Below are 22,891 nucleotides of genomic sequence, written 5' to 3'. Positions count from 1 at the left end.
GTTATAATTGTAAAATAACAAATAAATGTGTGGAAAATGTGAAATCTTCCTTTATTAATAAACTTACATATATAATGTACAACAAATAGAATTTGAGGTGTGCAAATTATGCTTTTTCCTGATTTAGCGAATAAAATTGTACGTGAAGTACGCAGATTAATTACTGAGAACATTATTATTATTAATATACAAGGAGTTATTATCGCAAGTACAGATGCGGAGAGAATCGGTCAATTTCATGAAGGTGCACTCCGCTGTGCGAAACAAAAGAACACTGTCATTATTACAAAAGAAGATGAAAGGCGACTAGAAGGTGTAAAAGCTGGGATGAATCTTCCTTTACTATTCCATGACGAAGTAATCGGCGTCATTGGAATTACAGGAGAACCTGAAAACATTTCACAATACGGAGAAATATTACGTAAGATGACCGAATTATTAATTCATGAAAACTACTTTTTGGAACAACTAGAACTTGAGCACCGTTCTTATGAAGCATTTGTCTTTGATTGGCTTCAAAATACAGACTGGTCTCCAAGTTTTCTAGATCGTGCAAAAACGCTTGGCATTGATTTATATAAGAAGAAACAACTTATTTTATTATCAATCGCCCAAGATAATACGATGCTCCAGCGTAAAATTTGGCAACATATGCGCAACATTTTAGCAAAAGAAAATTTATTTGTTCGCTGGGGAAATGATCGGTTTATTTTGTTTACAACAATGCAATCCAAAGAGCAAACCTTTCAATTTTTAACACGGTTAAAGCAAGACTGTGAAACTTTATTTTCTATTCCTTTATATATCGGGATTGGACAAACAGTTACGCCAAGCAATATGAACTTATCGTACGAACAAGCATTACGCGCTCTTTCAGTATCACTTGAAACGAAAAAAATTGTATTTAATGAAGATTTACGTTTAGAAATGTGCTTACAAGATATTTCTACTGAAACCCGGGAACAGTTTCTAGAGCGTACCATTGAAAACTTAGTATCATCTCCTGAGCTTATGCACACTTTACGTTTATTTATCGATTATAACCAATCTTATAAGCAGACAGCTGAGCAATTACATATACACATTAACACATTGCATTACAGGCTAAAAAAGATTGAAGAACATACAGGACTTGACCCGAAACAATTCAAAGATTTAAATGTTTTATACTTCGCACTCCTCTTATTAGATAATCATACAAAAAATAACGATAAAACAGATTAATCTTTAGATGATTGTACATAGAAAGAATCCCCCAACTTTTTTATCATTATAATGAAAGCACTGTTACAACGTTTTTTATTATGACGAAATACGTTAACAGTTTGAGGGGGATTTCCAATGTTAGAAAAGCAAATTATTGATTCATTCGTATCTATTGTTGGCGAAGAGAATGTAGATACATCCAATATGGGGCGTTTAACTTATAGTTATGATGCCACTCCAAACTTCCAAGCGATGCCTGATGCAGTCATTGCTCCTCGTAATACAAATGAAGTAGCAGACGTGTTAAAAGTGTGTAACACCCATACAATCCCTGTATATGTTCGCGGGTCTGGAACAAATCTTTGCGCTGGAACGTGTCCATTAGAAGGCGGTATCGTCCTTATTTTCCGCCATATGAACAATATTTTAGAAATTGACGAAGAGAATTTAACAATTACTGTACAAGCTGGTGTTATTACACTTGATATTATTAAAGCAGTAGAAGAAAAAGGTTTATTTTATCCACCAGATCCAAGCTCTATGAAAATTTCTACAATCGGCGGTAACATTAATGAAAACTCTGGCGGATTACGTGGTTTAAAATATGGCGTAACACGTGATTATGTAATGGGGCTTGAAATTGTCTTACCGAACGGCGATATCATTCGTACTGGCGGTAAATTAGCAAAAGATGTAGCTGGTTATGATTTAACTCGTTTATTTATTGGTTCTGAAGGAACACTTGGTGTTGTTACGGAAGCTATATTAAAACTTGTCCCTATGCCTGAAACGAAGAAAACGATGCTTGCGCTATATGAAGATATTAACGAAGCTGCTCGAGCTGTTTCTGCTATTATTGCAAATAAAATTATTCCGGCGACACTTGAGTTTTTAGACCAACCAACAATTGAAGTTGTAGAAGAGTTTGCACAAATCGGTTTACCAACTGACGTTAAAGCAATTTTATTAATTGAACAAGATGGCCCGCCCGAGGTTGTCAATCGAGATATCGAAAAAATGGCTAACGTTTGCCGTGCTATGAATGCGGTCGATGTTCGCGTTGCAAAAGATGAAGCCGAAGCAGATGCGCTTCGTACAGCACGCCGTAGTGCACTATCAGCACTTGCAAGACTAAAACCGACAACAATATTAGAAGATGCAACTGTACCACGTTCACAAATCGCTCCAATGGTTGAAGCAATTAATGCAATTGCAAAGAAATATAATATTCCTATTTGTACTTTTGGTCATGCTGGTGATGGTAATTTGCATCCGACTTGTATGACAGATGCCCGTAATGAAGAAGAAATGCATCGTGCCGAACAAGCTTTTGCTGAAATATTTGCGAAAGCGATTGAGCTTGGTGGTACGATTACTGGTGAACATGGTGTTGGCGCAATGAAAGCTCCGTATTTAGAAATGAAATTAGGTAAAGAAGGTATTGCTGCTATGCAAGGGATTAAACAAGCCTTCGACCCAAACAACATTATGAATCCTGGAAAGATGTTCGCGAAAGACTCTCGTAAAAGAGTGGTGGTTGAGCGATGACCACATTAAATAAAGAAAACATTCAAAAGGAATTTAAAGAACGATTAAGTGAAGATGAACTACTAAACTGTATGCGATGCGGCTTTTGTTTACCAACTTGCCCTACTTACATTCAATCTGGGTATAAAGAATCACATTCCCCACGCGGACGTATCGCCTTAATGAAAGCCGTCGTTGATGGTTTAATTGAGCCGGATGAAGATGTTGAAGATACATTAAATGTTTGCCTTGGCTGCCGCGCTTGTGAACCTGTTTGTCCATCTGGTGTGAATTATGGACATTTATTAGAAGAAGCTCGTGATATTATTAATCAAAATAAAAAGTTCTCCATGCCCGTGAGAGCTGTTCGTAAAGTTGTTTTTGAAGGACTATTCCCGCATCAAAACCGAATGCGAACATTAACAGGACTAATCGGATTTTACCAGCGTTCTGGTTTACAAACGCTAACACATAAAACAGGTATTATGAAGTTATTCCCTGAAACACTTGCAACGATGGACCTCGTTTTGCCAAAAGTCCCTAAAATGAAAGCAATGAAAGATCGTCCTGAATTTTTACCTGCTGAGGTGGCAAAGAAGAAACAAGTTGCATTCTTCACAGGCTGTTTAATGGATACGATGTTTTTAGAAACAAATAACGCAACGATGAAACTTCTTCAGTTAGCTGGTTGTGATATCGTTATTCCGAAAACACAAAGTTGCTGCGGGGCATTACATGGGCATGCTGGTGAAAAGAGTGGAGCAAAAGAATTAGCAAAACGAAATATAGAAGCATTCGAAGATTTAAACATCGACTATATTATTACGAATGCAGGTGGTTGCGGAGCTTACCTCGTAGACTATGATTATCTGTTAAAAGATGATCCCAAATGGGCTGAACGCGCAAAGCAATTTGTTTCTAAAATTAAAGATATTACTGCTATACTAGTAGAACTAGATTTCCATAAACGTAATGACTTACGACTCACGCCGCAAATCATTACGTATCAAGACTCTTGTCATTTACGCAATGTTATGCGAACATCTTCGGAACCTCGTATGTTACTAGAGGCCATTCAAGGCGCAACATACCGCGAAATGAAAGATGCGGACCGTTGCTGTGGTTCTGCTGGTATTTATAATATTGTCCATTCGGAGTTATCAATGGAATTTCTAGATTACAAAATGGACCGTGTACATGAAACAGATGCAGCGACAATTGTTACTGCAAACCCTGGATGTCTATTACAAATGAAACTAGGTATTGAACGTGAAGGTCTTTCTCATAAAATGAGAGGAATTCACATTGTTGATCTATTATTAGAAGCAATTGAAACCAACTCGTAATAACTCGTAACATACGTAATAATAGGAAAACGGCTATCTCCTTCGTCTACGTAAAGAGATAGCCGCTTTTTTGTCCGCTACAACATTAAAAATATGTTACTTTATTATAAAAAAGAACAACAGAAACATTACAGTTTTGTAAAAATACATCCAGTATATTCCTCAAAAAAATGCTAAAATCATTGATACAATAGGATTCTTCATTTTTAATATAGGTACATTTATCCAAAAACCCCCTCTTAAAACCAAGTATAAAAATGCTAAAAATTCCTTTTATACTCTATGTTTCTCTTATTTCATCCCTTTCCTCCTCTTAGGATAAATTAGGAAATTTTTAAGTCTATGAATTTTTTTCCATCTTTTTTCTCGCAAATTGTATGCTACGATGAATTGGTCAGTCAGACAGGCTGTCAAAAACAAATCGTGTGAAAACAAATTAAAACTTTATATAGGGGGACACACATCATGAAAAAGCGTGTTTTATTATCTGTAGCTGCTGCAACAGCTCTTACTTTAGGAGTATCTTCTTTAGATGCACAAGCTGCAACAGTACAACCATCTAACATAAAGGTTCAAAATATTCAGCATTCAAAAATGATGATGAAGCAAATGAGCCAACAAGAATTACAAGCATTCTTACAATCTATGGGAGTTGAATCATTAGCACAATGGAACCAAGGACAATTCCAACAAGATTGCTTCATTCCTGGTCAACAGCCTACTGAAAATGTTGTTACTGAACAACCAACAGCTAAGCCAGAAGCTCAAAAGCCTGCTGAGGAAACTCAAAAACCAGCTGAACAAAAGCCTGCTGAAGAAGTTGCTAAACCAGAAGCTCAAAAACCAGCTGAAAACAACAATACTCAAAACGAAACACAAAAACCAGCTGAGCAAAAGCCTGCTGAAGAAGCAAAATCTTTAAGCGAATTCGAACAACGCGTTGTTGAATTAACAAACGCAGAGCGTACAAAACAAGGCTTATCAGCATTACAAATCGATACTGAATTAAGCAAAGTAGCACGCATTAAGTCTGAAGATATGCAAAAAAACAACTACTTTGATCATAACAGCCCTACATACGGGTCTCCGTTTGACATGATGAAAAAATTTGGTATTTCTTATAAATCTGCAGGTGAAAACATCGCCCAAGGACAACGTACTCCAGAAGAAGTTGTACAAGCTTGGATGAACAGTGCCGGACACCGTGCAAACATCTTAAATAGTGGCTTCACTCATATCGGTGTTGGCTATGTAGAAAGCGGCAACTACTGGACACAACAATTTATTACGAAGTAAATAAAAAGAGAGTCTTCTAGAAGAAGACTCTTTTTTTATGTTTCATAGCTTTCTAATATGTATGCGTATAAAATATAGAACATAAACAAAATAGACCCGCAGCTTATTACACTAATTAACAAGTAAAATCCCCACTTCAGGCTCAAAAGCAACGAAAATAATATGCTGCATGCCATCACTTGAAAGATTCGCCTACTAACTAAACGGATTTTTTGTAATTTGATCGGTTCTTTCTCTCTATCCTTCACCTTTTTAAACACTTTACTAAACATAAAAAGAAACATACTAATTCCAATCGTTAGTCCTGTCTGAAAGGATATAATACTTCCCAAATTAATAAAGAGAATTAGTATATGGACAAACATCATAAATAAAGTAATACTCTTTATAAATCCATTTATAATGAAATACTCTCCTTCATTAAACTTATATATATTATGTAAAATAACATATACTAATCCATGTAAAATAATAATAAGGACAGGGATAAATAATACGACAACTTGTTTACTCATAAACTCGTTCGCTCCACCATTCTCGTTCCAATGCACTGCCATACGAGTTGGTAAATATGGATAAATACATAGAGTAAGTAAAAGACAAGCGAAAAATATCCCTAGCATATATTTATATTTGATCAAGTAATTCTCACCTCTCTTTTCTCTTAACGGCTTCGCCTCTTTCAGAGAAATCCCTGCAAAAATCTACCTTTTTCAACTTTAAACTTACACTTTACCTATTTTCTCTTTCAAATTTTTTCATTGTATCGTTTAAATTTGTAGGGAAAGGTACGTCAACAACGATCTCTTCTTTCGTAATCGGATGCAAAAAATTAATCTTCATCGCATGTAACGCTTGCCCGGACATATATGTTGTTTGCCCACCATATAATACATCCCCAACTAATGGATTTCCATTATAGCTCATATGAACGCGAATTTGATGCGTTCTACCAGTTTCTAACTGTAACGTTACGAGCGTCGCATTTTGTTTTTTAAAATATTTCTCTACTTTATAATACGTTATAGCTTGGTCTCCCTTTGGAGAAACACGACGCCTTGTAGCATGATGTCGATCTCTTCCGATAGCTGCATCAATTGTCCCCTGCTTCTTTTTTACTTTTCCTTCAACAAGTGCCATATACGTTCTTTTGATTTTCCGTTCCATTAATAAACGATCCATAATTGCACCCGCAATTCTATGTTTTGCGAATACAACACCACCTGTCGTATCTTTATCTAATCTATGGATATGCCGAACCTTCGTCTCTAAACCTTGCATTTGAAAATGAAAAGCAACAAGATTGGCAAGTGTTCCCGTCCCATTTTTTTCAGAAGGATGTGTATCCATTTGCCCCTGCTTATTTACAATGAGTACGTGATCGTCTTCAAACACTACATTTAATTCACCATATTCCGGCTCTACGCCGTACTCCTCCTCCATAAACATATGAACTTGTAACTTATCTCCTTCTTTTAAAAGTTCATTCCATCTCCTTTGTTCTCCGTTAACCGTAACACCTTTTTCCATACGAAGCTGATGTAATAACTTTTTTGGTACTTCCCATTCTACTTTTAACAACGACTCAATACTTATACCATTCCACGTCGCTGGAACCGTAATTTCGCACCATTCGCCCTTTTTCTTTGTTTCCATACTATAATCACCTTATTTCTATTGATTCTCTCATTGTAACGGAAAACATAATTTGATGCACCGTCAAAAATAGAGGACAGCCTTATAATCGACTGTCCCCTCACGCTCTAAGCCTTTTCATTTCCTGCAACACTTCTTCAGCTTTTTGTTCATACAATAAATCTTTAAAGAAATCCGCCAATCGTTTATAGTCGTTGTACGTATCTAATAAGTCGTCTATTTTCTCTCCTTTCATAACTTGTTGCTTTTGCTTCATTTTTACTGGATAGCGATACCCCGATACTTCTTGTATTTTGTAATACTCATCCTCTACTTGAATGACTTTTACAAGTTCCTCTTCTTCCGCATCCATCGTATACCCGTCAAAGTCTCTAAGCAGTTCATAAATAATATGAGTCCATTCATCTTTTGGGTAAAACCCTTTTTCCAACCGATAACCGACAATGCGATACATATGCCCATCGTTTTCAGCAAACTGTACTGTATCATTTAGCTTAAACTTAAAATAACGAAACATTGCCTTCACCTACTTGTATGTAATGTTCTTATCACATACTATGCGCAAAATATGGGCCCTGCTATTCATAAAAAAAACTCATCTTATAGATGAGTTTTTTTATGATGATTTTTCTCTTTTCTTTCGAAATGGTAGCCACCAGTTCCAATCCCCAAACAATTTCATTAAACTTGGTACGAGCATAAGACGGATAATTGTTGCATCAAGAAATATTGCTAATGCAACCCCAAGCCCCATCTGCTTTACTGGTAAAATATCAGTAAAGGCGAACGCACCGGTAACAACAATCATAATTAAAGCGGCGGACGTAATAATCCTACTTGTCGAAACAAGCCCTTCTAACGTTGCTTGATCGTTATCCCCTGTTTCTTCATAGAGCTCATGAATACGTGAAATAAGAAATACTTCATAATCCATGCTAAGCCCAAATACGAGGCCGAAAATAAAGATTGGTAATACAAATAAAACTGAACTCTCTTCTAATCCGAAATGACCACCTTCAAATAACCAAATTACAATTCCAATTGTTGCACTTAAACTAAGTACGTTCATAATAATAGCTTTAATTGGAATGAGTATAGAGCGGAATGCGAATAATAAAATGACAAAGGTTGATCCAAATATAACAGACATACCAATTGCAACTTTATCTTTAATTTCATCTTCTAACTCTTGCTGGAACGTCGTCATACCGCCCAAATAATAAGTAACATCATTTTCTTTATAATTCTTTTTGAAATCACGAACCCATTGTTTTGCGGTTTCTGTACTTGGCTTCGTATCCAAAAAGACTTCCATTGTTGTTTTATTCCCTTTCGTATACGCTTCAAATACAGGAGCTATTTTCGCAGCCTCTGGCGACTGTAACATTCCAGCAACTTGATCTGCTTTCATTCCATTTAGCCCGTCATATACACTTTTCACCTTATATACTTGCTTATCGTCTTTTAACTTTTGAACAACAGCTTCTATCTTTTGTAAACTTTCTTTTTCTGTTATATCTTTCTTCGTCTCTACTACTAATGTCACATCAGCGTGTGTTTGGACAGTTTTATTAAAGGCTTCTTCATACTTCTCAAATGCAACTCTCGTATCACTCTTTTCAGGTAACGCTTCAACACCAGGAAACTGCAAGTTAGCTGTACGTAGCGGTAATAAACAAATAACAATAAATGTTGTAACAACAATAATCATGACGATTGGATGTTTCATTACAAACTGTGCAAATTTACGCCATACATTTGATGGCGTAGGCGCCGCCTGATTCTTTTTTAATATCCTTTTACCAATTAAAGATAATAGCGCCGGAAGAAGTGTGAGCGAAAACAAAATGCTCATAATAACGACAATCATCCCGCTAATAGCAACAGACTGAATATAATCTATCTTAAAGAAAAATAAGCCTGATAAACCGACGAATACACATAACCCTGAAAATACGATAGCACGCCCTGCCGTTTGATACGTAATCGCTATCGCTTCTTTCACTGTTCTCTTCGCAACTTCCTCTCGAAAACGATTTACAAATAACAGTGCGAAATCAATTGATAATGCGAGCCCAATCATCGGCGCGACATTTAACACGAAAATAGATAGCTCTTTATCACTACCTATAAAATATAAAATCCCCATCGTACTAATGACACTAAGCGCGCCATTTACAATCGGTAAAATAGACGCAATCAGACTACCAAATGAGAATAATAGTACGAGAAAAGCAATAGGTAATCCAATCATCTCTGCTACTTTTAAATCATTTTGCGTTCTTTCATTAATCTCTTGATTAATTTTCGGATATCCTGTCGGTGTTACTTTTAATACGCTATTACTTTCCTTCTCGATTTTCCCGGCAAATTGTAATGTCTTTTCCATTCGTTCTTTATTTGTTTTCCCGGAAAATAAAATCGTCGCATAACCGATATCATCTTGTAACATCTCTTTATTTTGCATTGGATGATGGAAAGATTCGTATTTTTCTTTCTCTTCAATTTGATTTATTATCCCCTCTATACGCTTTTGAAACTCCTCATGCGAAGTATCCTTTTCCTTCTCAAAAACGAGTAAAAGTGTATCTTGAGACTGCTTAAAATCCTTATCTAAAATTTCTTTCGTCTTTTGATAATCCCCTTCTGTTTGGAAACCATCACCGCCCAATACTCCTGGAAGTTTTGGAGCAAAAATACCGAGCACTATCGCAAGTAGTAGTAATGCTACAATTACTGTATAACGAAATTGATACAAAAAAGTTCCTAACTTCCCCCACTTATCAATTTTATGTACATTTGTCTTCACACATTTTCACCTACTTTATATAATTCACTTGTCATTTATACTTTATCACATCTCCCCATAAACAAAAAACGTCTAGAAAAACTATAATACTAGTTTTTCTAGACGTTTTTTATCTCTCGTTATTAAGTCCCAATCTCTCGGTAAGTAAACGATGACAATAAATTGCGATGATTAACAAAATGCCACCTGCACAGTAACCAGCTAAAATATCAGTCGGGTAATGAACATTTAAAATAACTCTACTTAATCCAATCAATATAATTAATATGCCCATCGAAATCGTAATACCACATTTTCCAGCTACACTCTTCAAATTGGCAGCAATGATATAGGCAAGAAAACCGAATGTTATAATAGATAGCATTGCATGTCCGCTTGGGAAGCTATACCCAAGTGCGTCAAGTGCCTCATTTAATGATGGGCGGTCTCTTTTTACAATTTCTTTTATTCCCTTATTAACAAGGTGTGTCGTTAATATAGCCATTGGATACACAATCATAGCAGCATAATAACGCTTTTTCCAAAAAACGAGCAAGCTTATAATTAGTGTCGTTATAACTCCAATTGCAGATCCTAGCTTTGTAAAGTATGAGAAGAATGTAAGTGAGCTTTCCGTTTGTAATCCTTTTACCATATCACGTACGTATGTATCCATCATTGTAACACCACCTACATGTACCCTCCAAGCGATGATGCTAAATAGAACAAACAATAAAATGATACACATTAACTCATACTGATGTAACTTTTTCTTCAATCGACTTCCTCCTACTATGAAAAAATGCGATTTCTACTTTAGAAACCGCATTTTCTTACTTATTTACCTTTTGTTTTCAGCTCTGTCCAGTAGCGATCGTAGTCTTTTAACTTATCGTCTACATCAACAAGCCACTCTGTACGATCTAATTCTTCTTTTGTTAAGAAGATCATGTGATTATCACGATATTCTTTACTATGAAGAGGATGAGCTTTTTCATTTGGATTACTGTAACCAATTGACTCGTAGTTTTTCACACTTACTTTTTCATCTAATAAGTAGTTCATAAACTTCTCTGCAAGTTCTTTATTTTTCGCACCTTTTGGAATTGCTAACGTATCAGCCCAAATTGTGCCACCTTCTTTTGGTACAACGTATCCTACATCTTTATTGTCTTTCGCAATGAATGCTGCGTCTCCAGACCAAACTGTCCCGATCCAAGCATCTTCTGTAATGAATTTTTGTTTAATATTATCTGTATCGAATGCTAATAAGTTTGGAAGTAGCTTCTGCAAATCAGCAGACGCTGTCTTTAACTGTGCATCCTCTTTCGTGCTATTAGAGAAACCGTTTTTCTTAAGTCCCATTCCTAATACTTCACGAGAATCGTTTAATAAAGTAACATGTCCTTTATATTTCTCGTTCCATAAATCATTCCAGCTTGTAGGTGTTTCTTTCACATACTTTTTATTGTATGCAATTCCTGTTACACCCCAAGTATATACTAGAGAATACTTATTCTCTGGATCAAACGCAGGTGTTTTAAAGTTAGACACAAGGTTCTCGATGTTCGGGATATTCTTCTTATCTAAAGGCGCTAATAAGTCCATCTTCGCCATCGTTTTCACCATGTAATCAGATGGCTGAATTAAATCATATGTCGCGCCACCAGCTTGTAATTTCGCAAGCATTTCTTCATTACTTGCATATTTATCGTAGTTAATTTTCACGTTATATTTCTTTTCAAAATCTTTTAAAACTTGCTCATCAAAATTGTCCGCCCAGCTATAAATGTTTAATTCTTCTTTTTTCTCACCACAACCAGCAAGTACACCTGCAGCAAGACTGAAGCTAATTGCTATACCAGCTAATCTCTTCACTAATTTCATCGGTTTATTACCTCCTCGTTCTTTCTATATCATTCGTATTATAAAGGAAGGTGTCCTCCAGAGTTCTCTTCACCGTCTGCACCTTTATTACGGAAAATTTCCGATAGCACCATTAATCCTACAATTACAACAATTAATATTGTAGAAAGAGCATTAATTTCAGGCGATACTCCACGCTTAACCATACTATAAATGTATAATGGCAATGTTGTTGATCCTGGTCCTGATACGAAGAAACTAATTACAAAATCATCAATCGATAATGTGAATGTTAATAATGCGGCTGAAATAACTCCTGGTGCAATTGCTGGAAACGTTACATAACGAAACGTTTGCCACGGCGTTGCTCCTAAATCGTTTGCAGCCTCTTCTAAATCACGTCCCATACCAGAAAGACGTGCCGCTAAAATAACAACAACAAATGAAATACTGAATGTAATGTGTGCAATAATAATTGTTGTTTTTCCAAGTTCCATACCTAATTGACTAAATAGGATAAGTAAAGATAATCCCATTAAAATATCAGGAATTAAAATTGGTAAATATACAAGACCGTTAATGGCCCCTTCAAAACGATATTTGTAACGGTGTAATGCAATAGCAAAAATCACACCAAGAACTGTCGTCACAATTGTCGTTATAACAGCAATCGTCATACTATTTACAAACGCATCAATAACATCTTGTTTTTGAAATAAATCTGTATACCAATGGAGTGTAAAGCCCTCCCATTCCGCATTAATGCGAGAATCGTTGAAGGAATATACCATTAAAACCATCATTGGAAAATACAAAAACAATAAGATTAACCAAGAATAAGAAACTAAAAACTTCTTCATTTTTGCCTATTCCCCTCCGTTTCCATCATATTTATATACTTTCGTTGCACGATAATATAAGTAAATTAACAGAACAGAGAATAGAACAACAATCATAGATAACGCGGAACCAAATGGCCAGTCACGTGAACCTAAGAATTGGTTTTGAATTACGTTTCCGATTAATGCTACTTTCGATCCACCCATAACGTCTGATACAACAAACATTCCGATAGAAGAAACGAATACTAAAATAGAACCAGTTGTAATCCCTGACATCGTCATCGGTACTGTTACATTCCAAAATGCCTTTACTGGTGTTGCTCCTAAATCATAAGCCGCCTCTAGCTTACGCTTATCAAGCTGCTCAATTGCTGCATACACTGGTAAAATCATAAATGGTAATAAAGAATATACCATTCCGAGTATTACAGAAGGCGTATTATATAGCAGATTTAAAGGTTCACTAATAATACCTAGTTTCAATAGCAATGTGTTTACAAGACCTTGTGAACGTAAAATAACAATCCATGCGTATGAACGAACAAGAAAGTTAATCCAGAACGGAATCGTTGCCAATAATAGAAGGATAGAACGATATTTACGATCAACAATTGTAATTGTATAGGCGAATGGATAACCGATTAATAAACATAGTACTGTCGTAATAACAGCTATCTTCACTGTTTCCCATAACGTCCCCATATATAATGGATCAAACACACGTGCTATGTTATCTAATGTAAATTTCATTTCCACTGTCCCGTATGCTCCGCGCTGCATGAAGGCAAATGCTAATACGAACAGAAGTGGAATTAGGAAGAAGAGTAACAGCCATACGACTGTAGGTAATGCGAGTAATTTCCCTTTCTTCAATTTAAGGTCACCTCGTCCTCTTGCTCCCAGCCTACATATACATTATCTCCAATGCTCCACTGCGTTGCTTCTTCAGCAGTTTGGTATGCCATTAGTAATTCCGCTGTTTTCTCCTCACGTACATATAGCTTTTCCATATTTCCAACAAATTCAATATCTTCAATATGTCCAAGATGGTATTCTTTTAAAATTGGCTCTTCAACCGAGCGAACTTTTACATTTTCAGGGCGAACTGCTACGTAGTTTCCCCCATTTTTCACGATATTATTTTCACCGATAAACGTCGCAACAAACAATGTTTTCGGCTTATTGTAAATTTCCTTAGGCGTGCCGACTTGTTCGATATGCCCTTTATTCATAACGACAATACGATCACTCATACTCATCGCTTCTTCTTGATCGTGCGTTACATATATGAACGTAATTCCTAAATTACGTTGTAAGTTTTTCAATTCACGTTGCAAATCTTTTCTTAACTTAAAGTCAAGCGCTCCAAGTGGCTCATCTAATAGTAATACACGTGGGTTGTTTACAATTGCTCTTGCAATTGCTACACGCTGCTGCTGTCCACCAGAAAGCTTCGAAGGTTTACGATTACGGAACTCAAGTAACTGCGTTAAACGCATTGCCTCTTCCGCACGTTCTTTCTGTTCTGCTGCTGATACTTTTTGCATTTTCATACCGAAACAAATATTTTTTTCAACATTCATATGTGGGAATAGTGCGTAATGTTGGAACACTAAATTCATATGACGCTTGTATGGCGGCAAATCGTTAATCTTTTCATCATCTAATAAAAGATTCCCTTTAGTTGGGGTTTCAAATCCTGCGATCATACGAAGTAAAGTCGTTTTCCCGCAACCACTCGGTCCTAAAATTGTTAAAAATTCTCCTTCTTTAATATCTAAAGAAAGAGGGGGGATAATCACTTGATTTCCAAAATGTTTTTCTACTGCTTCAACTTTAATAATCTTTTTCATTTTCCCGTCCTATCTACCTTAAATTTTAATTTTTATATTCATGAATAAATATTTATGTTCTATAGACTATTTTTTTGTTTCGATCCAAACAAAAATGGTTGTTTAGCAGCGTTCTCTTCTATTCTTTATGTAGTATGTTTGATTCATTTTCGCATGATACATATGTCGAACAGAAAAACCCCTTCAGTTGCGAAGGGGTTTTTATCATACGGCTACGCCTACTGATAAACACCATCATCATTTTAACAACTTTCGTATGAATTTTAAAGCACTTTTTGTAGAAGAGTAACGAATTTTCATGTCGAATGCTGTAGATTGGGACAAAATGCTTTTATAATGGGAAAAAGTCCGAAAACTTTGTTCACCATGATAGCTGCCTAATCCACTACTTCCAACGCCCCCAAAAGGTAAATATGGCGTTGCAAGATGATATACGACATCATTTATACATCCTCCGCCATATGAAATATTACTCGTCACTTTCTCTTGCACTTTTCTATCTTCAGAAAATACATATAGTGCTAACGGCTTTGGATGGTGCTGAATCGTTTCAATTACCTCTTCTATTTTGTCATATTCTATAATTGGTAAAATCGGCCCAAAAATTTCATCTTCCATAACAGCACTTTGCCATGTAACATTCGTTAACACTGTCGGTTCGATGTGTAATGTTTCTTTCGTATAATTCCCGCCAATCACAGGTTTACCATCTTGCAAAAATGTACATAAACGTTCAAAATGACGCTCACTCACAATTCGCACATAATTGTCATTTTGCAAAGCATCTTTTCCATATTGCTCTGCGATTTCATGTCTTAATGCCTCGATTAACTGCTCTTTCACTGAAGAATGAACGTACATATAATCAGGCGCTACACACGTCTGCCCAGCATTCAAAAACTTGCCCCAAACGATACGTCTTGCGGTTACATCTAGCTTTGCATCTTTATGTACAATACATGGGCTTTTCCCGCCAAGCTCTAACGTAAGAGGCGTTAATTTTTTCGCCGCTGCTTCCATCACAACTTTTCCGATACCAACACTACCTGTAAAGAAAATATAGTCAAACGGTTCCTTTAAAAGTGCAGTGCTTTCCTCAGCACCGCCTTCTACTACCGATACAAGCTCTTCTGGGAATAATTCACCTAACATTCTCGTAAGCACTTTTGAAACGTTTGGCGTTAACTCTGACGGCTTTAAAACGACTGTATTGCCAGCTGCCAATGCTCCTACGAGTGGTGCAATCGCTAATTGAAACGGATAGTTCCACGGTGCGATAATAAGCGTCACACCATACGGTTCTGGCACCACTTTCCCCTTCGATCCAAAATGAGTAAGAGCTGTGCGAACACGCTTTGGTTTACTCCAAGATGAAATATGCTTCATTTGAAAAGAAATCTCTTTTAGTACATATCCAATTTCTGTTGTAAATGATTCGTGAACTGATTTATTCAAATCTAATTTCAACGCTTGAAAAATCTCATCCTCAAAACGCTGAATTCCTTCATAAAGCTTCTTCAAATTATTCTTTCTCGTCTCTAGACTCCTCGTATGTCCTTTATAAAAATATTCCTTTTGTTTATTTACAATAGAGGAAATACTCATGCACTCACCTTCTCCCACTATTTTTATCCAATTCTTTCATTATTTATATAGACTTCATATGTAACAAATTTCTATTCTTAAAGTTACATTATATATAACTTTTCCCTTTATATAAAATTCATTGCTCACAAAAAACTACCGAAAGAAAATCTCCCGGTAGTTTTACTGTATTAACGGTATAAACGAACAGCACCTGCAGAATTATCATCAGCTTGTCCTACTACTTCAAACTTCAGACCAAGCTTCGGTAAAATACGTCCTGCATCTGGAATCTGCTCATTAATATACTTTTTAGAGTCATCGAACTTCGGTACCCCTGGTAATCCATCGTATACGAATGTTCCACGCGTTGGAGATACAACTTTCCAAGCTGGCGTTTTGTCGAATGAGAACGCCGCATCAGCAATTTGGAATCGCGTACTGCTTGTAAATGTTGGTTTGCCATTTAAAGTTCCTGCAATTGCTTCTGGATGAGAGTCAACTACACCAAGGAAACCATGTCCTGGATGTACGCCAACCCAGTTATCTGTGTAAGCTGAATCCGCATACCATACAACCATACCAGTGTTATATACTGGACCGCGAGCAAATTTCAATGCGTTATCTGAACCCGCATAGTTTCTCCACTCTACATAGTAGTTATGCTTTTTCTTATCCATTCCGTTAGATGCAACGAAACCGTCCAATTTGAATTGTGGTGTACCTTCTGCATCATCAGAGAATGCAACATTTCCATCTACAGTTAGTGACGCATTATCAAGTGTAAATCCATTTAACGCCAATCCACCGTCTGTAATATATTCAAATACTAGTTTCACTTTCTTACCTTTGAATTGACTTAAATCATATGATTTATCAACCCATTTTCCATTTGTCGTAGCTGCATTTCCACTATTTGCTTTCTCACCAATTCTTTCAATCAACGTTTTTTGTCCATCTTCTGTTACAGCGTGTACTTCAAGGAAATCGTACTCTGCTTCGATTTCATACAATGACTTATAATCGAATTTTGCAGTCGTTGCTTTCGTTAAATCGAATAGTGGCGTTTCCATCGTTGTATGAAGGTCATCACCTTTTGTGCTGTAGTAATACTGTTTACCAAATGCAGGTTGAATTCCTTTTACATCTTTATCTGGTAAGTTAACACGAATCAGACCTGGACGATCTGACTTCGTAACACTTTGGTCTAAGTATGTTGCCAGACCGATACCTTTATTTAATTTCTCGTAATCTACTTCTACGATATTCGCCCAGTTACCACCGATTGTTTTTTGGAAAAACTCTTTATTTTGTGGTGATAAACTCGTTGGCGTTGTTCCTGCGATTTTACCAGCCCAGCTTCCGCCACTCATAATAGACCAAGCTTCAACCGGTTCACCATCACCGCTATACTGTGTATCATACTCATCTGGAAGACCTAAATCATGGCCATATTCATGTGCGAATACACCAACCGCGCCATCTTCTGGTTCAATTGTGTAGTCGAATGCTGCCATATTTCCGCCCCAATATGGAACTTTCGCTTGTGTACCTTCAATTGCGAATGGTTTTGGTCCAACTGTCCAGCGATGTGACCAAATTGCATCATCACCTAATTTACCACCGCCAGCTTCTTGTCCAACACCCGCATGAATAATCATTAAGTGATCGATTAAACCGTCCGGTTGATTTTGATTCCCATCACCATTTACATCATATTGATCGAACTGATCAAACTGTGATAAATCAAGTCCGCTATCTACAGCCGCTTTTAATGCATCTTTTACTAGATCACGTGGTCCTTTTGGTCCTTTATTATCATGACCTGTACCAGCATCTGCACCGTAATCAGCAGCTTTACCTGGAACTGTTAACCATTTTGTGACTGTTCCGTCCACTGTGTAACTACCACCTGATTGCTCTTCGTAATATTGTTTAAACGTTTCGATTTTGCTTCCATCCTCTAACGCGAATGGCTCATTACCGAATAACATTTTTTCATAATGTTCTTTGTTAAAATCGTTAGAATACATGTAGCCAGGCTCTTTATCAATATTGTTATGCTTGAAATCAGCGTACTCTACAAGTAAAACAAGTACTTTATCTTTACGAACTTCACCGTTATACTCTTTTTGCTTAGCAGGTGAAGTTGGTACTTTCCCATTTAAGCCTCCTCTAACTGGACCTGTTCCTGCTGTAGTCCCGTTTGCTGGCTGCTCTGATTTTTCTTTCGTATCTGCCTTTGCATCTTTCACTTTCTTTAAAAAGTCAGATGCATCTTTCGTAAGTTGGTCCCCACTTGCCGCTTCTTTCCCAGGATTTTCACCCTTCTTTTTCTCTACATACTTTTCGACAGCTTTCTTTGTTTCTGTCCCTGAAGCAGATGAATCAATTACCCCACGTTTTTTTAGCGCATTTGCTAATCTCTCTTCTGGGATTAAGTGATCATCAACTGGGCTTGTAGCTGTCTTGTTCTCCGGCGTTTCAGCATATACAGACTGGCTTCCAGCACCAAACGACAAGCCTAGAACAGCTGTCAAAGCAATTGATGATAACACTTTAAATGGTTTCTTTTTCATCCCTTATTGCCTCCCCTAATATAAAATATGTATTACACACTCTATATTATTAAAAATTCAATATATTTTCAATATTTAGTTATATTATGTAATTTTTTTAATATATTTGTAAAAATTTCATAGTTAGTATACGAATATATCACAATTCAACAATGTTTTCAGAAAATATTGAAAATATTTGTCAGAAACTTTATAATCGCCATAGAGGGAATTTAATGGGGATTTTATCTTTGTTTCATCTACAAAATATTTGATAATTCACTATATAAAATACAAAATCCGATTGCATTATCATATATTCTGTAGCAGCAATTATGACCACTAATTAGGGAGGAATTACATTTGTACAAAGATAAGGCTGACTCACTAGATCAAGAATGGATTGATTTAATACTTGAAGCTCTAGATGCTGGCATTGCCCTGCAAGATATTGAACACTTTTTTCAACGTATGAAGCATACGAGCCAGGCTCAATAGCCTCGTTCTTTTTAACGAAGTTTATGTTATAATAATCACATCATAAGACGACTACATATTGATAGAAAGGTGCGCAAATATGATAGGAGAACGTATAAAACGCCTTCGTTTACAAAAAGGCATTTCATTAACAGAACTCGCCGAAAAAGCTGGTGTCGCTAAATCTTACATTAGTTCTATAGAACGAAATTTACAAAAAAACCCTTCTATTCAGTTTCTTGAAAAAATTGCAGCTGTTCTACAAATTCCAGTTGATACTTTACTTCACGATGAAACAACAACGGAGGGTCACCTAGACTCCGAATGGACACAGCTCGTTAAAGATGCGATGAGCTCTGGTGTCTCAAAAGAACAGTTTCGTGAATTTCTCGAATTTACACAATGGAAGAAAAATCAACAATAATACATATAAAAGAGTGCTTAAAACGGGCACTTCTTTTTTTCTTTATAAAAAAAAGCGGGGAATCCCCCGCTTTTTTTATTTATTATTTTTCTTCTCCATCTGTTTGGTTAGCATTGAATGTCCATTCTAAGTTCAATGAATCGCCTTGGAATTTGTTTTGATCTTGACCATTCTCTTCGAATACAAATTGTACCCATAGATAGTCCTCTGTACCAGCTTCTAAGCCACCTTTTTCTCCCCACTCAGGAGCAAAGATGTCTTTAGCTAAAAGATCTGGATCAGCATTTTGTAAATCAGCTAAAGTTGTTTCATATACAGGCTCGCTTTGTTTATCCCAGTTCCAAAGGAATTTCACTTTAATATGCTTACCGAAGTCTTCACCAGCATTATCGCCCTTTGCATCTGCAACAGTGTACTTTGTAGCTAATTTAACATCTTTAATTGCTAACGTACCGTCGTTCTTTAATAAGAACTCTTTCTTAACAGAATCCCCTGGTTTTAAATCTTTAATATCTACAAGCGTTTTAGGGTTTAATGTAAGATCTAACGTCCCAGCTGCAAATGTATTGTTTGATACTTCTTTATCGCTAAAGTAAGCGAATGTTCCTCCACCAATTAAAGATAACCCCAATGCTGCTGATGCAACTCCCATACCTAATTTCTTTTTCAGACTCACAATCAATTCCCCCTAGCTGTTTTTTGTATTTTTATCTCTTATTTCAAAATAAGAGGTGTAACTAAAACTATATTAGCTTAGCTAATATTTGTTCTTTTTTTAAAACCTTAAGTTCATTATAACGAACAAGACTATATAAATACAATATATATTTTGATTATTTTTATTTCTCAACATTTTTTCCTTTTTTTCAGAAAAGTATTGAGAAATAAAGTGAAACTTTAATCAGAGTTTTTCTGTCCATCCCCACTGATCATTAACCTTCACCTAGCGGTGGGCTGCCAACTAACTTCCTCGCATTCGTTAAATTTTTAGGTGAAGACCTTATACCCACGAATAGTGAAATAAGAAAAACAAAGCAAATAGGTGAGTCGTAGGGCTCTCTCACCTATTTGTCTTATCATTGTATTTATTCCTTCCGAAATGCTGCTGTATTTTACTTACTATTCCTTCTTTTCTTCTTGCTTCTTACTCTCTTCTAGTTTTTTCGCCTCTTCCTGCTTCTTACTCTCTTCTAGTTTTTTCGCCTCTTCTTGTTTCTTACTCTCTTCTAGCTTTTTCGCCTCTTCTTGTTTCTTGCTCTCTTCTAGCTTTTTCGCTTCTTCTTGCTTCTTACTCTCTTCTAACTTTTTCGCCTCTTCTTGTTTCTTGCTCTCTTCTAGCTTTTTCGCTTCTTCTTGCTTCTTACTCTCTTCTAATTTCTTTTGCTTCTCAGCCTCACTCACTTGCTTTGCTGTTTCATCTACTAATAATTTTTCAAAAGCTTGAATTTGTTTATCAATCACCTGTAAATTAACCTCTTTATCAACATACTCACAGTGCTCTTTAACTATATGAAAACCAGCATTCACATACGAGAATACTTGCTTATTAGATTCACTTTTATTTCCCTTTAACTCTTCTTTCACTTTGTTATAAGGATTTTCTATTGATGCATATACCTTTTGTAACAGTTCCCTCTCAGTAACAATTTTCTCACGTCCTTGCTTCCACGTAACAAGCGCCTGTTCTAATTCTTGAGTGGAAGTGAAAGTTACTTTCGATTTCATCTCTTCATACTCATGCAAAATTACTTCCTTATGTTGCTTAGCTTGTTCTGTCAACTGATCAACTGTTTTTGGAAAAATACTTGCTGTAGAAATAGTAGCCTGCACTTTCGTCTCATGAATGAAAGCTGCCTCTGTATAAGTCATCATTTGAGAACCTAAATAAAAAGTAATAGAGCACAAACATGGCAATATAAGCATCTTTTTGAATTTGCGAGGTGCCTTCAGCATTTTAATCTCTCCTATCGAACAACTTGTTCTTTATCAAGAACTATACCTTTATTATAATAAAGTGAATTACAAAATGATATAAAAATTATGTTTCTTTTTACATTTCTCTTTTAACACAAAAAGAGACTACCACTTTTGATAGTCTCTTTTTGTTGTCATTATTATTTCGTTTCACCATCGCCTTGCTGTGCATCAAACGTCCAAGTTAATTGTAACTTATCGCCTTGGAATTCATTTTGGTCTTTTTTATTATCAACGAATTCAAATTTCACTTTGAATTTATCAGATTTACCTGCAGAAATACCTTTTTCATCCCAGAACCAAGCAGCTAAATCATTATTTACTGCTGTAAGTGTATCACCCTTCAATTTATCTAATGTAGTTTCTTTCACAATCGTCTCATGCTTATCTACATTTTTTAAGAATGTTACTTTAATATGTTTACCAAAATCATCTTTATTATCTTTCTTCGTATCTTCTACATTATAGTCTGTTTTTAATAGAACCTTTTTAATATCTAAAGAGCCTTTATTTTCTAGTTTAAATTCTTTTTCAATTGTATCACCAGGTTTTAAATTCGATACATTAACAACTGTTGATGGATTTAATGATAAATCAAGCGTACCAGCCGCAAATGTATTATTTGACACTTCTTTATCGCTAAAGAATGCAAATGTTCCTCCACCAACTAATGCTGCTCCTAATACTGCTGATGCGATACCCATTCCTAATTTTTTCTTTAAAGTCATGTCCATATCCCCTTAATATATATATATATTTGTTAACTTCCTAAACGGAAAGTATAACCAAACGAACTAGACGGATTGTTCTACTTTTTTATCTTTCTTTTCTCCGTCAATGCTACGAATAGCGCCAAAAATAGAAATTGCGGAATAGCCAAGTAAAAAGACTCCAGGAATAATGAGAAGTAATGCTGCTCCCGCTTTTGAACTCGCATAATTCAGTCCATAACCAACGTATGGAACTGTAATATCTGCATACTTTCCAATTACATTCTCTGCAAGTACTGGTGCTAAATCTGGTCCGTTGTTGTTATCCCCTTTTGTTTCATACATTACTTTTCCATTTGTATCTTTCACACCGATAATACGGTGAGTGATAATTTTGTCATCTTTCTCTTTAAACGTAATAACATCACCTTTTTTATATTTAGAACCATCTTTCGTTGGCTCTATCGCAATGATTGATCCTGTTAAAAATGTTGGTTCCATCGATCCTGAAAGAACGCTCTTAAACTGATATCCCATCACTGTTGGATCCCCGCCACTCGCTTTTGAAGAAATAACTACAAAAGCTAAACAAACCATTACCGCAAATAAAACAAATGAGATAACGTTGCTAATCACCTTCCAAATTAATTTCATCGTCTCTCTCCCTCTCCGTTGTTTTATGTTATTTGAAGTATACAATATCTACTTTAGTTCTCTAACAAGAACACAAGTAAATAATATAACGAACGATTTGGAAATGCAATAAGAAAATTTACAATTATTA

General features: G+C 36.0%; 21 protein-coding genes. 6 read left to right on the top strand and 15 right to left on the bottom strand.

Features of this window, described 5'->3' with window-relative positions:
* The first annotated feature begins 108 nt into the window (after nucleotides 1–108).
* The 4 genes from LCF45_RS06600 (at nucleotide 109) to LCF45_RS06585 (ending at nucleotide 5,375) form a co-directional block, all read left to right on the top strand.
* Nucleotides 109–1,224 carry a CdaR family transcriptional regulator gene (locus LCF45_RS06600; protein ID WP_078202982.1) on the top strand — a complete coding sequence of 372 codons (1,116 nt, stop codon included), beginning with the start codon at nucleotides 109–111 and terminating at the stop codon, nucleotides 1,222–1,224.
* 117 nt (nucleotides 1,225–1,341) lie between these two features.
* Nucleotides 1,342–2,754, top strand: a complete 1,413-nt coding sequence (glcD, locus tag LCF45_RS06595; RefSeq protein ID WP_078202981.1) for a glycolate oxidase subunit GlcD — start codon at nucleotides 1,342–1,344, stop codon at nucleotides 2,752–2,754.
* The gene (locus tag LCF45_RS06590) at nucleotides 2,751–4,079 is read left to right on the top strand and encodes a (Fe-S)-binding protein (RefSeq protein ID WP_002086860.1); all 1,329 of its coding nucleotides are present in this window, start codon (nucleotides 2,751–2,753) and stop codon (nucleotides 4,077–4,079) included. Before glcD ends, LCF45_RS06590 begins: the two co-directional genes overlap by 4 nt.
* A gap of 465 nt (nucleotides 4,080–4,544) precedes the next feature.
* The gene (locus tag LCF45_RS06585; RefSeq protein ID WP_002030537.1) at nucleotides 4,545–5,375 is read left to right on the top strand and encodes a CAP domain-containing protein; all 831 of its coding nucleotides are present in this window, start codon (nucleotides 4,545–4,547) and stop codon (nucleotides 5,373–5,375) included.
* Nucleotides 5,376–5,410: 35 nt separating this feature from the next.
* On the opposite strand, the gene LCF45_RS06580 is transcribed toward LCF45_RS06585, so the two are convergent.
* From LCF45_RS06580 to inhA1, 11 genes are all read right to left on the bottom strand, one after another.
* Nucleotides 5,411–6,016, bottom strand: a complete 606-nt coding sequence (locus tag LCF45_RS06580) for a DUF1648 domain-containing protein (protein ID WP_002126129.1) — start codon at nucleotides 6,014–6,016, stop codon at nucleotides 5,411–5,413.
* 91 nt (nucleotides 6,017–6,107) lie between these two features.
* Nucleotides 6,108–7,031 carry an RluA family pseudouridine synthase gene (locus tag LCF45_RS06575; protein ID WP_002126127.1) on the bottom strand — a complete coding sequence of 308 codons (924 nt, stop codon included), beginning with the start codon at nucleotides 7,029–7,031 and terminating at the stop codon, nucleotides 6,108–6,110.
* A gap of 100 nt (nucleotides 7,032–7,131) precedes the next feature.
* Nucleotides 7,132–7,548 (bottom strand): hypothetical protein, encoded by a 417-nt coding sequence (locus LCF45_RS06570; protein WP_002126125.1) that lies wholly within the window; start codon nucleotides 7,546–7,548, stop codon nucleotides 7,132–7,134.
* Between the two features lie 99 nt (nucleotides 7,549–7,647).
* The gene (locus LCF45_RS06565; protein ID WP_002166118.1) at nucleotides 7,648–9,840 is read right to left on the bottom strand and encodes an MMPL family transporter; all 2,193 of its coding nucleotides are present in this window, start codon (nucleotides 9,838–9,840) and stop codon (nucleotides 7,648–7,650) included.
* Nucleotides 9,841–9,949: 109 nt separating this feature from the next.
* Nucleotides 9,950–10,597 carry a phosphatase PAP2 family protein gene (locus LCF45_RS06560; protein ID WP_002011488.1) on the bottom strand — a complete coding sequence of 216 codons (648 nt, stop codon included), beginning with the start codon at nucleotides 10,595–10,597 and terminating at the stop codon, nucleotides 9,950–9,952.
* A 59-nt stretch (nucleotides 10,598–10,656) separates the two neighbouring features.
* Nucleotides 10,657–11,706 carry a spermidine/putrescine ABC transporter substrate-binding protein PotD gene (potD, locus tag LCF45_RS06555; RefSeq protein WP_002011485.1) on the bottom strand — a complete coding sequence of 350 codons (1,050 nt, stop codon included), beginning with the start codon at nucleotides 11,704–11,706 and terminating at the stop codon, nucleotides 10,657–10,659.
* A gap of 38 nt (nucleotides 11,707–11,744) precedes the next feature.
* Nucleotides 11,745–12,545 (bottom strand): spermidine/putrescine ABC transporter permease PotC, encoded by an 801-nt coding sequence (potC, locus tag LCF45_RS06550; protein WP_002011483.1) that lies wholly within the window; start codon nucleotides 12,543–12,545, stop codon nucleotides 11,745–11,747.
* A 6-nt stretch (nucleotides 12,546–12,551) separates the two neighbouring features.
* Entirely contained in the window at nucleotides 12,552–13,400 is an 849-nt protein-coding gene (gene potB / locus LCF45_RS06545) for a spermidine/putrescine ABC transporter permease PotB (protein ID WP_002126118.1), read from the bottom strand.
* On the bottom strand, nucleotides 13,397–14,380 hold the full coding sequence (gene potA, locus LCF45_RS06540) for a spermidine/putrescine ABC transporter ATP-binding protein PotA (RefSeq protein WP_002126115.1): 984 nt from the start codon (nucleotides 14,378–14,380) through the stop codon (nucleotides 13,397–13,399). Before potA ends, potB begins: the two co-directional genes overlap by 4 nt.
* A 237-nt stretch (nucleotides 14,381–14,617) precedes the next feature.
* Nucleotides 14,618–15,985, bottom strand: a complete 1,368-nt coding sequence (locus LCF45_RS06535) for an aldehyde dehydrogenase (protein WP_002126112.1) — start codon at nucleotides 15,983–15,985, stop codon at nucleotides 14,618–14,620.
* Between the two features lie 170 nt (nucleotides 15,986–16,155).
* On the bottom strand, nucleotides 16,156–18,543 hold the full coding sequence (inhA1, locus tag LCF45_RS06530; RefSeq protein WP_002126109.1) for a M6 family metalloprotease immune inhibitor InhA1: 2,388 nt from the start codon (nucleotides 18,541–18,543) through the stop codon (nucleotides 16,156–16,158).
* Nucleotides 18,544–18,885: 342 nt separating this feature from the next.
* Between inhA1 and LCF45_RS06525 the strand changes: the two genes are divergently transcribed.
* Complete coding sequence (locus LCF45_RS06525) at nucleotides 18,886–19,020, top strand: anti-repressor SinI family protein (protein WP_002011474.1); 135 nt, start codon at nucleotides 18,886–18,888, stop codon at nucleotides 19,018–19,020.
* A 79-nt stretch (nucleotides 19,021–19,099) separates the two neighbouring features.
* Nucleotides 19,100–19,423: a helix-turn-helix domain-containing protein gene (locus tag LCF45_RS06520; RefSeq protein ID WP_002030429.1), complete on the top strand. Its 324-nt coding sequence runs from the start codon at nucleotides 19,100–19,102 to the stop codon at nucleotides 19,421–19,423.
* Nucleotides 19,424–19,505: 82 nt separating this feature from the next.
* Here LCF45_RS06520 and calY read toward each other — a convergent pair whose 3' ends face one another.
* The 4 genes from calY to sipW all read right to left on the bottom strand — a co-directional run bounded on the left by calY (nucleotide 19,506) and on the right by sipW (nucleotide 22,761).
* On the bottom strand, nucleotides 19,506–20,099 hold the full coding sequence (gene calY, locus LCF45_RS06515) for a biofilm matrix protein CalY (protein ID WP_002126106.1): 594 nt from the start codon (nucleotides 20,097–20,099) through the stop codon (nucleotides 19,506–19,508).
* A 443-nt stretch (nucleotides 20,100–20,542) separates the two neighbouring features.
* Complete coding sequence (locus tag LCF45_RS06510) at nucleotides 20,543–21,376, bottom strand: DUF4047 domain-containing protein (protein ID WP_002168858.1); 834 nt, start codon at nucleotides 21,374–21,376, stop codon at nucleotides 20,543–20,545.
* A gap of 161 nt (nucleotides 21,377–21,537) precedes the next feature.
* The gene (locus LCF45_RS06505) at nucleotides 21,538–22,125 is read right to left on the bottom strand and encodes a CalY family protein (RefSeq protein WP_000172837.1); all 588 of its coding nucleotides are present in this window, start codon (nucleotides 22,123–22,125) and stop codon (nucleotides 21,538–21,540) included.
* 66 nt (nucleotides 22,126–22,191) lie between these two features.
* Nucleotides 22,192–22,761 carry a signal peptidase I SipW gene (gene sipW, locus LCF45_RS06500; RefSeq protein WP_002064334.1) on the bottom strand — a complete coding sequence of 190 codons (570 nt, stop codon included), beginning with the start codon at nucleotides 22,759–22,761 and terminating at the stop codon, nucleotides 22,192–22,194.
* Between the last annotated feature and the right edge of the window lie 130 nt (nucleotides 22,762–22,891).

Origin of the sequence: Bacillus sp. 41-22 (genome assembly GCF_025809295.1) — a bacterium.
GTDB lineage: Bacteria > Bacillota > Bacilli > Bacillales > Bacillaceae_G > Bacillus_A > Bacillus_A mycoides.
Note: the sequence above shows the minus strand (reverse complement) of the source record. Positions and strands in the feature narration are given on the sequence as shown.

What these genes read in the sequence shown, in the direction of transcription:
- LCF45_RS06520 (WP_002030429.1), top strand. Translation starts at nt 19,100, where the DNA reads ATGATAGGAGAACGTATAAAACGCCTTCGTTTACAAAAAGGCATTTCA.
- LCF45_RS06570 (WP_002126125.1), bottom strand. Translation starts at nt 7,548, where the DNA reads ATGTTTCGTTATTTTAAGTTTAAGCTAAATGATACAGTACAGTTTGCT.
- glcD (WP_078202981.1), top strand. Translation starts at nt 1,342, where the DNA reads ATGTTAGAAAAGCAAATTATTGATTCATTCGTATCTATTGTTGGCGAA.
- LCF45_RS06505 (WP_000172837.1), bottom strand. Translation starts at nt 22,125, where the DNA reads ATGACTTTAAAGAAAAAATTAGGAATGGGTATCGCATCAGCAGTATTA.
- LCF45_RS06535 (WP_002126112.1), bottom strand. Translation starts at nt 15,985, where the DNA reads ATGAGTATTTCCTCTATTGTAAATAAACAAAAGGAATATTTTTATAAA.
- inhA1 (WP_002126109.1), bottom strand. Translation starts at nt 18,543, where the DNA reads ATGAAAAAGAAACCATTTAAAGTGTTATCATCAATTGCTTTGACAGCT.
- LCF45_RS06590 (WP_002086860.1), top strand. Translation starts at nt 2,751, where the DNA reads ATGACCACATTAAATAAAGAAAACATTCAAAAGGAATTTAAAGAACGA.
- potA (WP_002126115.1), bottom strand. Translation starts at nt 14,380, where the DNA reads ATGAAAAAGATTATTAAAGTTGAAGCAGTAGAAAAACATTTTGGAAAT.
- LCF45_RS06600 (WP_078202982.1), top strand. Translation starts at nt 109, where the DNA reads ATGCTTTTTCCTGATTTAGCGAATAAAATTGTACGTGAAGTACGCAGA.
- potC (WP_002011483.1), bottom strand. Translation starts at nt 12,545, where the DNA reads ATGAAGAAGTTTTTAGTTTCTTATTCTTGGTTAATCTTATTGTTTTTG.
- potD (WP_002011485.1), bottom strand. Translation starts at nt 11,706, where the DNA reads ATGAAATTAGTGAAGAGATTAGCTGGTATAGCAATTAGCTTCAGTCTT.
- LCF45_RS06585 (WP_002030537.1), top strand. Translation starts at nt 4,545, where the DNA reads ATGAAAAAGCGTGTTTTATTATCTGTAGCTGCTGCAACAGCTCTTACT.
- LCF45_RS06510 (WP_002168858.1), bottom strand. Translation starts at nt 21,376, where the DNA reads ATGCTGAAGGCACCTCGCAAATTCAAAAAGATGCTTATATTGCCATGT.
- LCF45_RS06575 (WP_002126127.1), bottom strand. Translation starts at nt 7,031, where the DNA reads ATGGAAACAAAGAAAAAGGGCGAATGGTGCGAAATTACGGTTCCAGCG.
- sipW (WP_002064334.1), bottom strand. Translation starts at nt 22,761, where the DNA reads ATGAAATTAATTTGGAAGGTGATTAGCAACGTTATCTCATTTGTTTTA.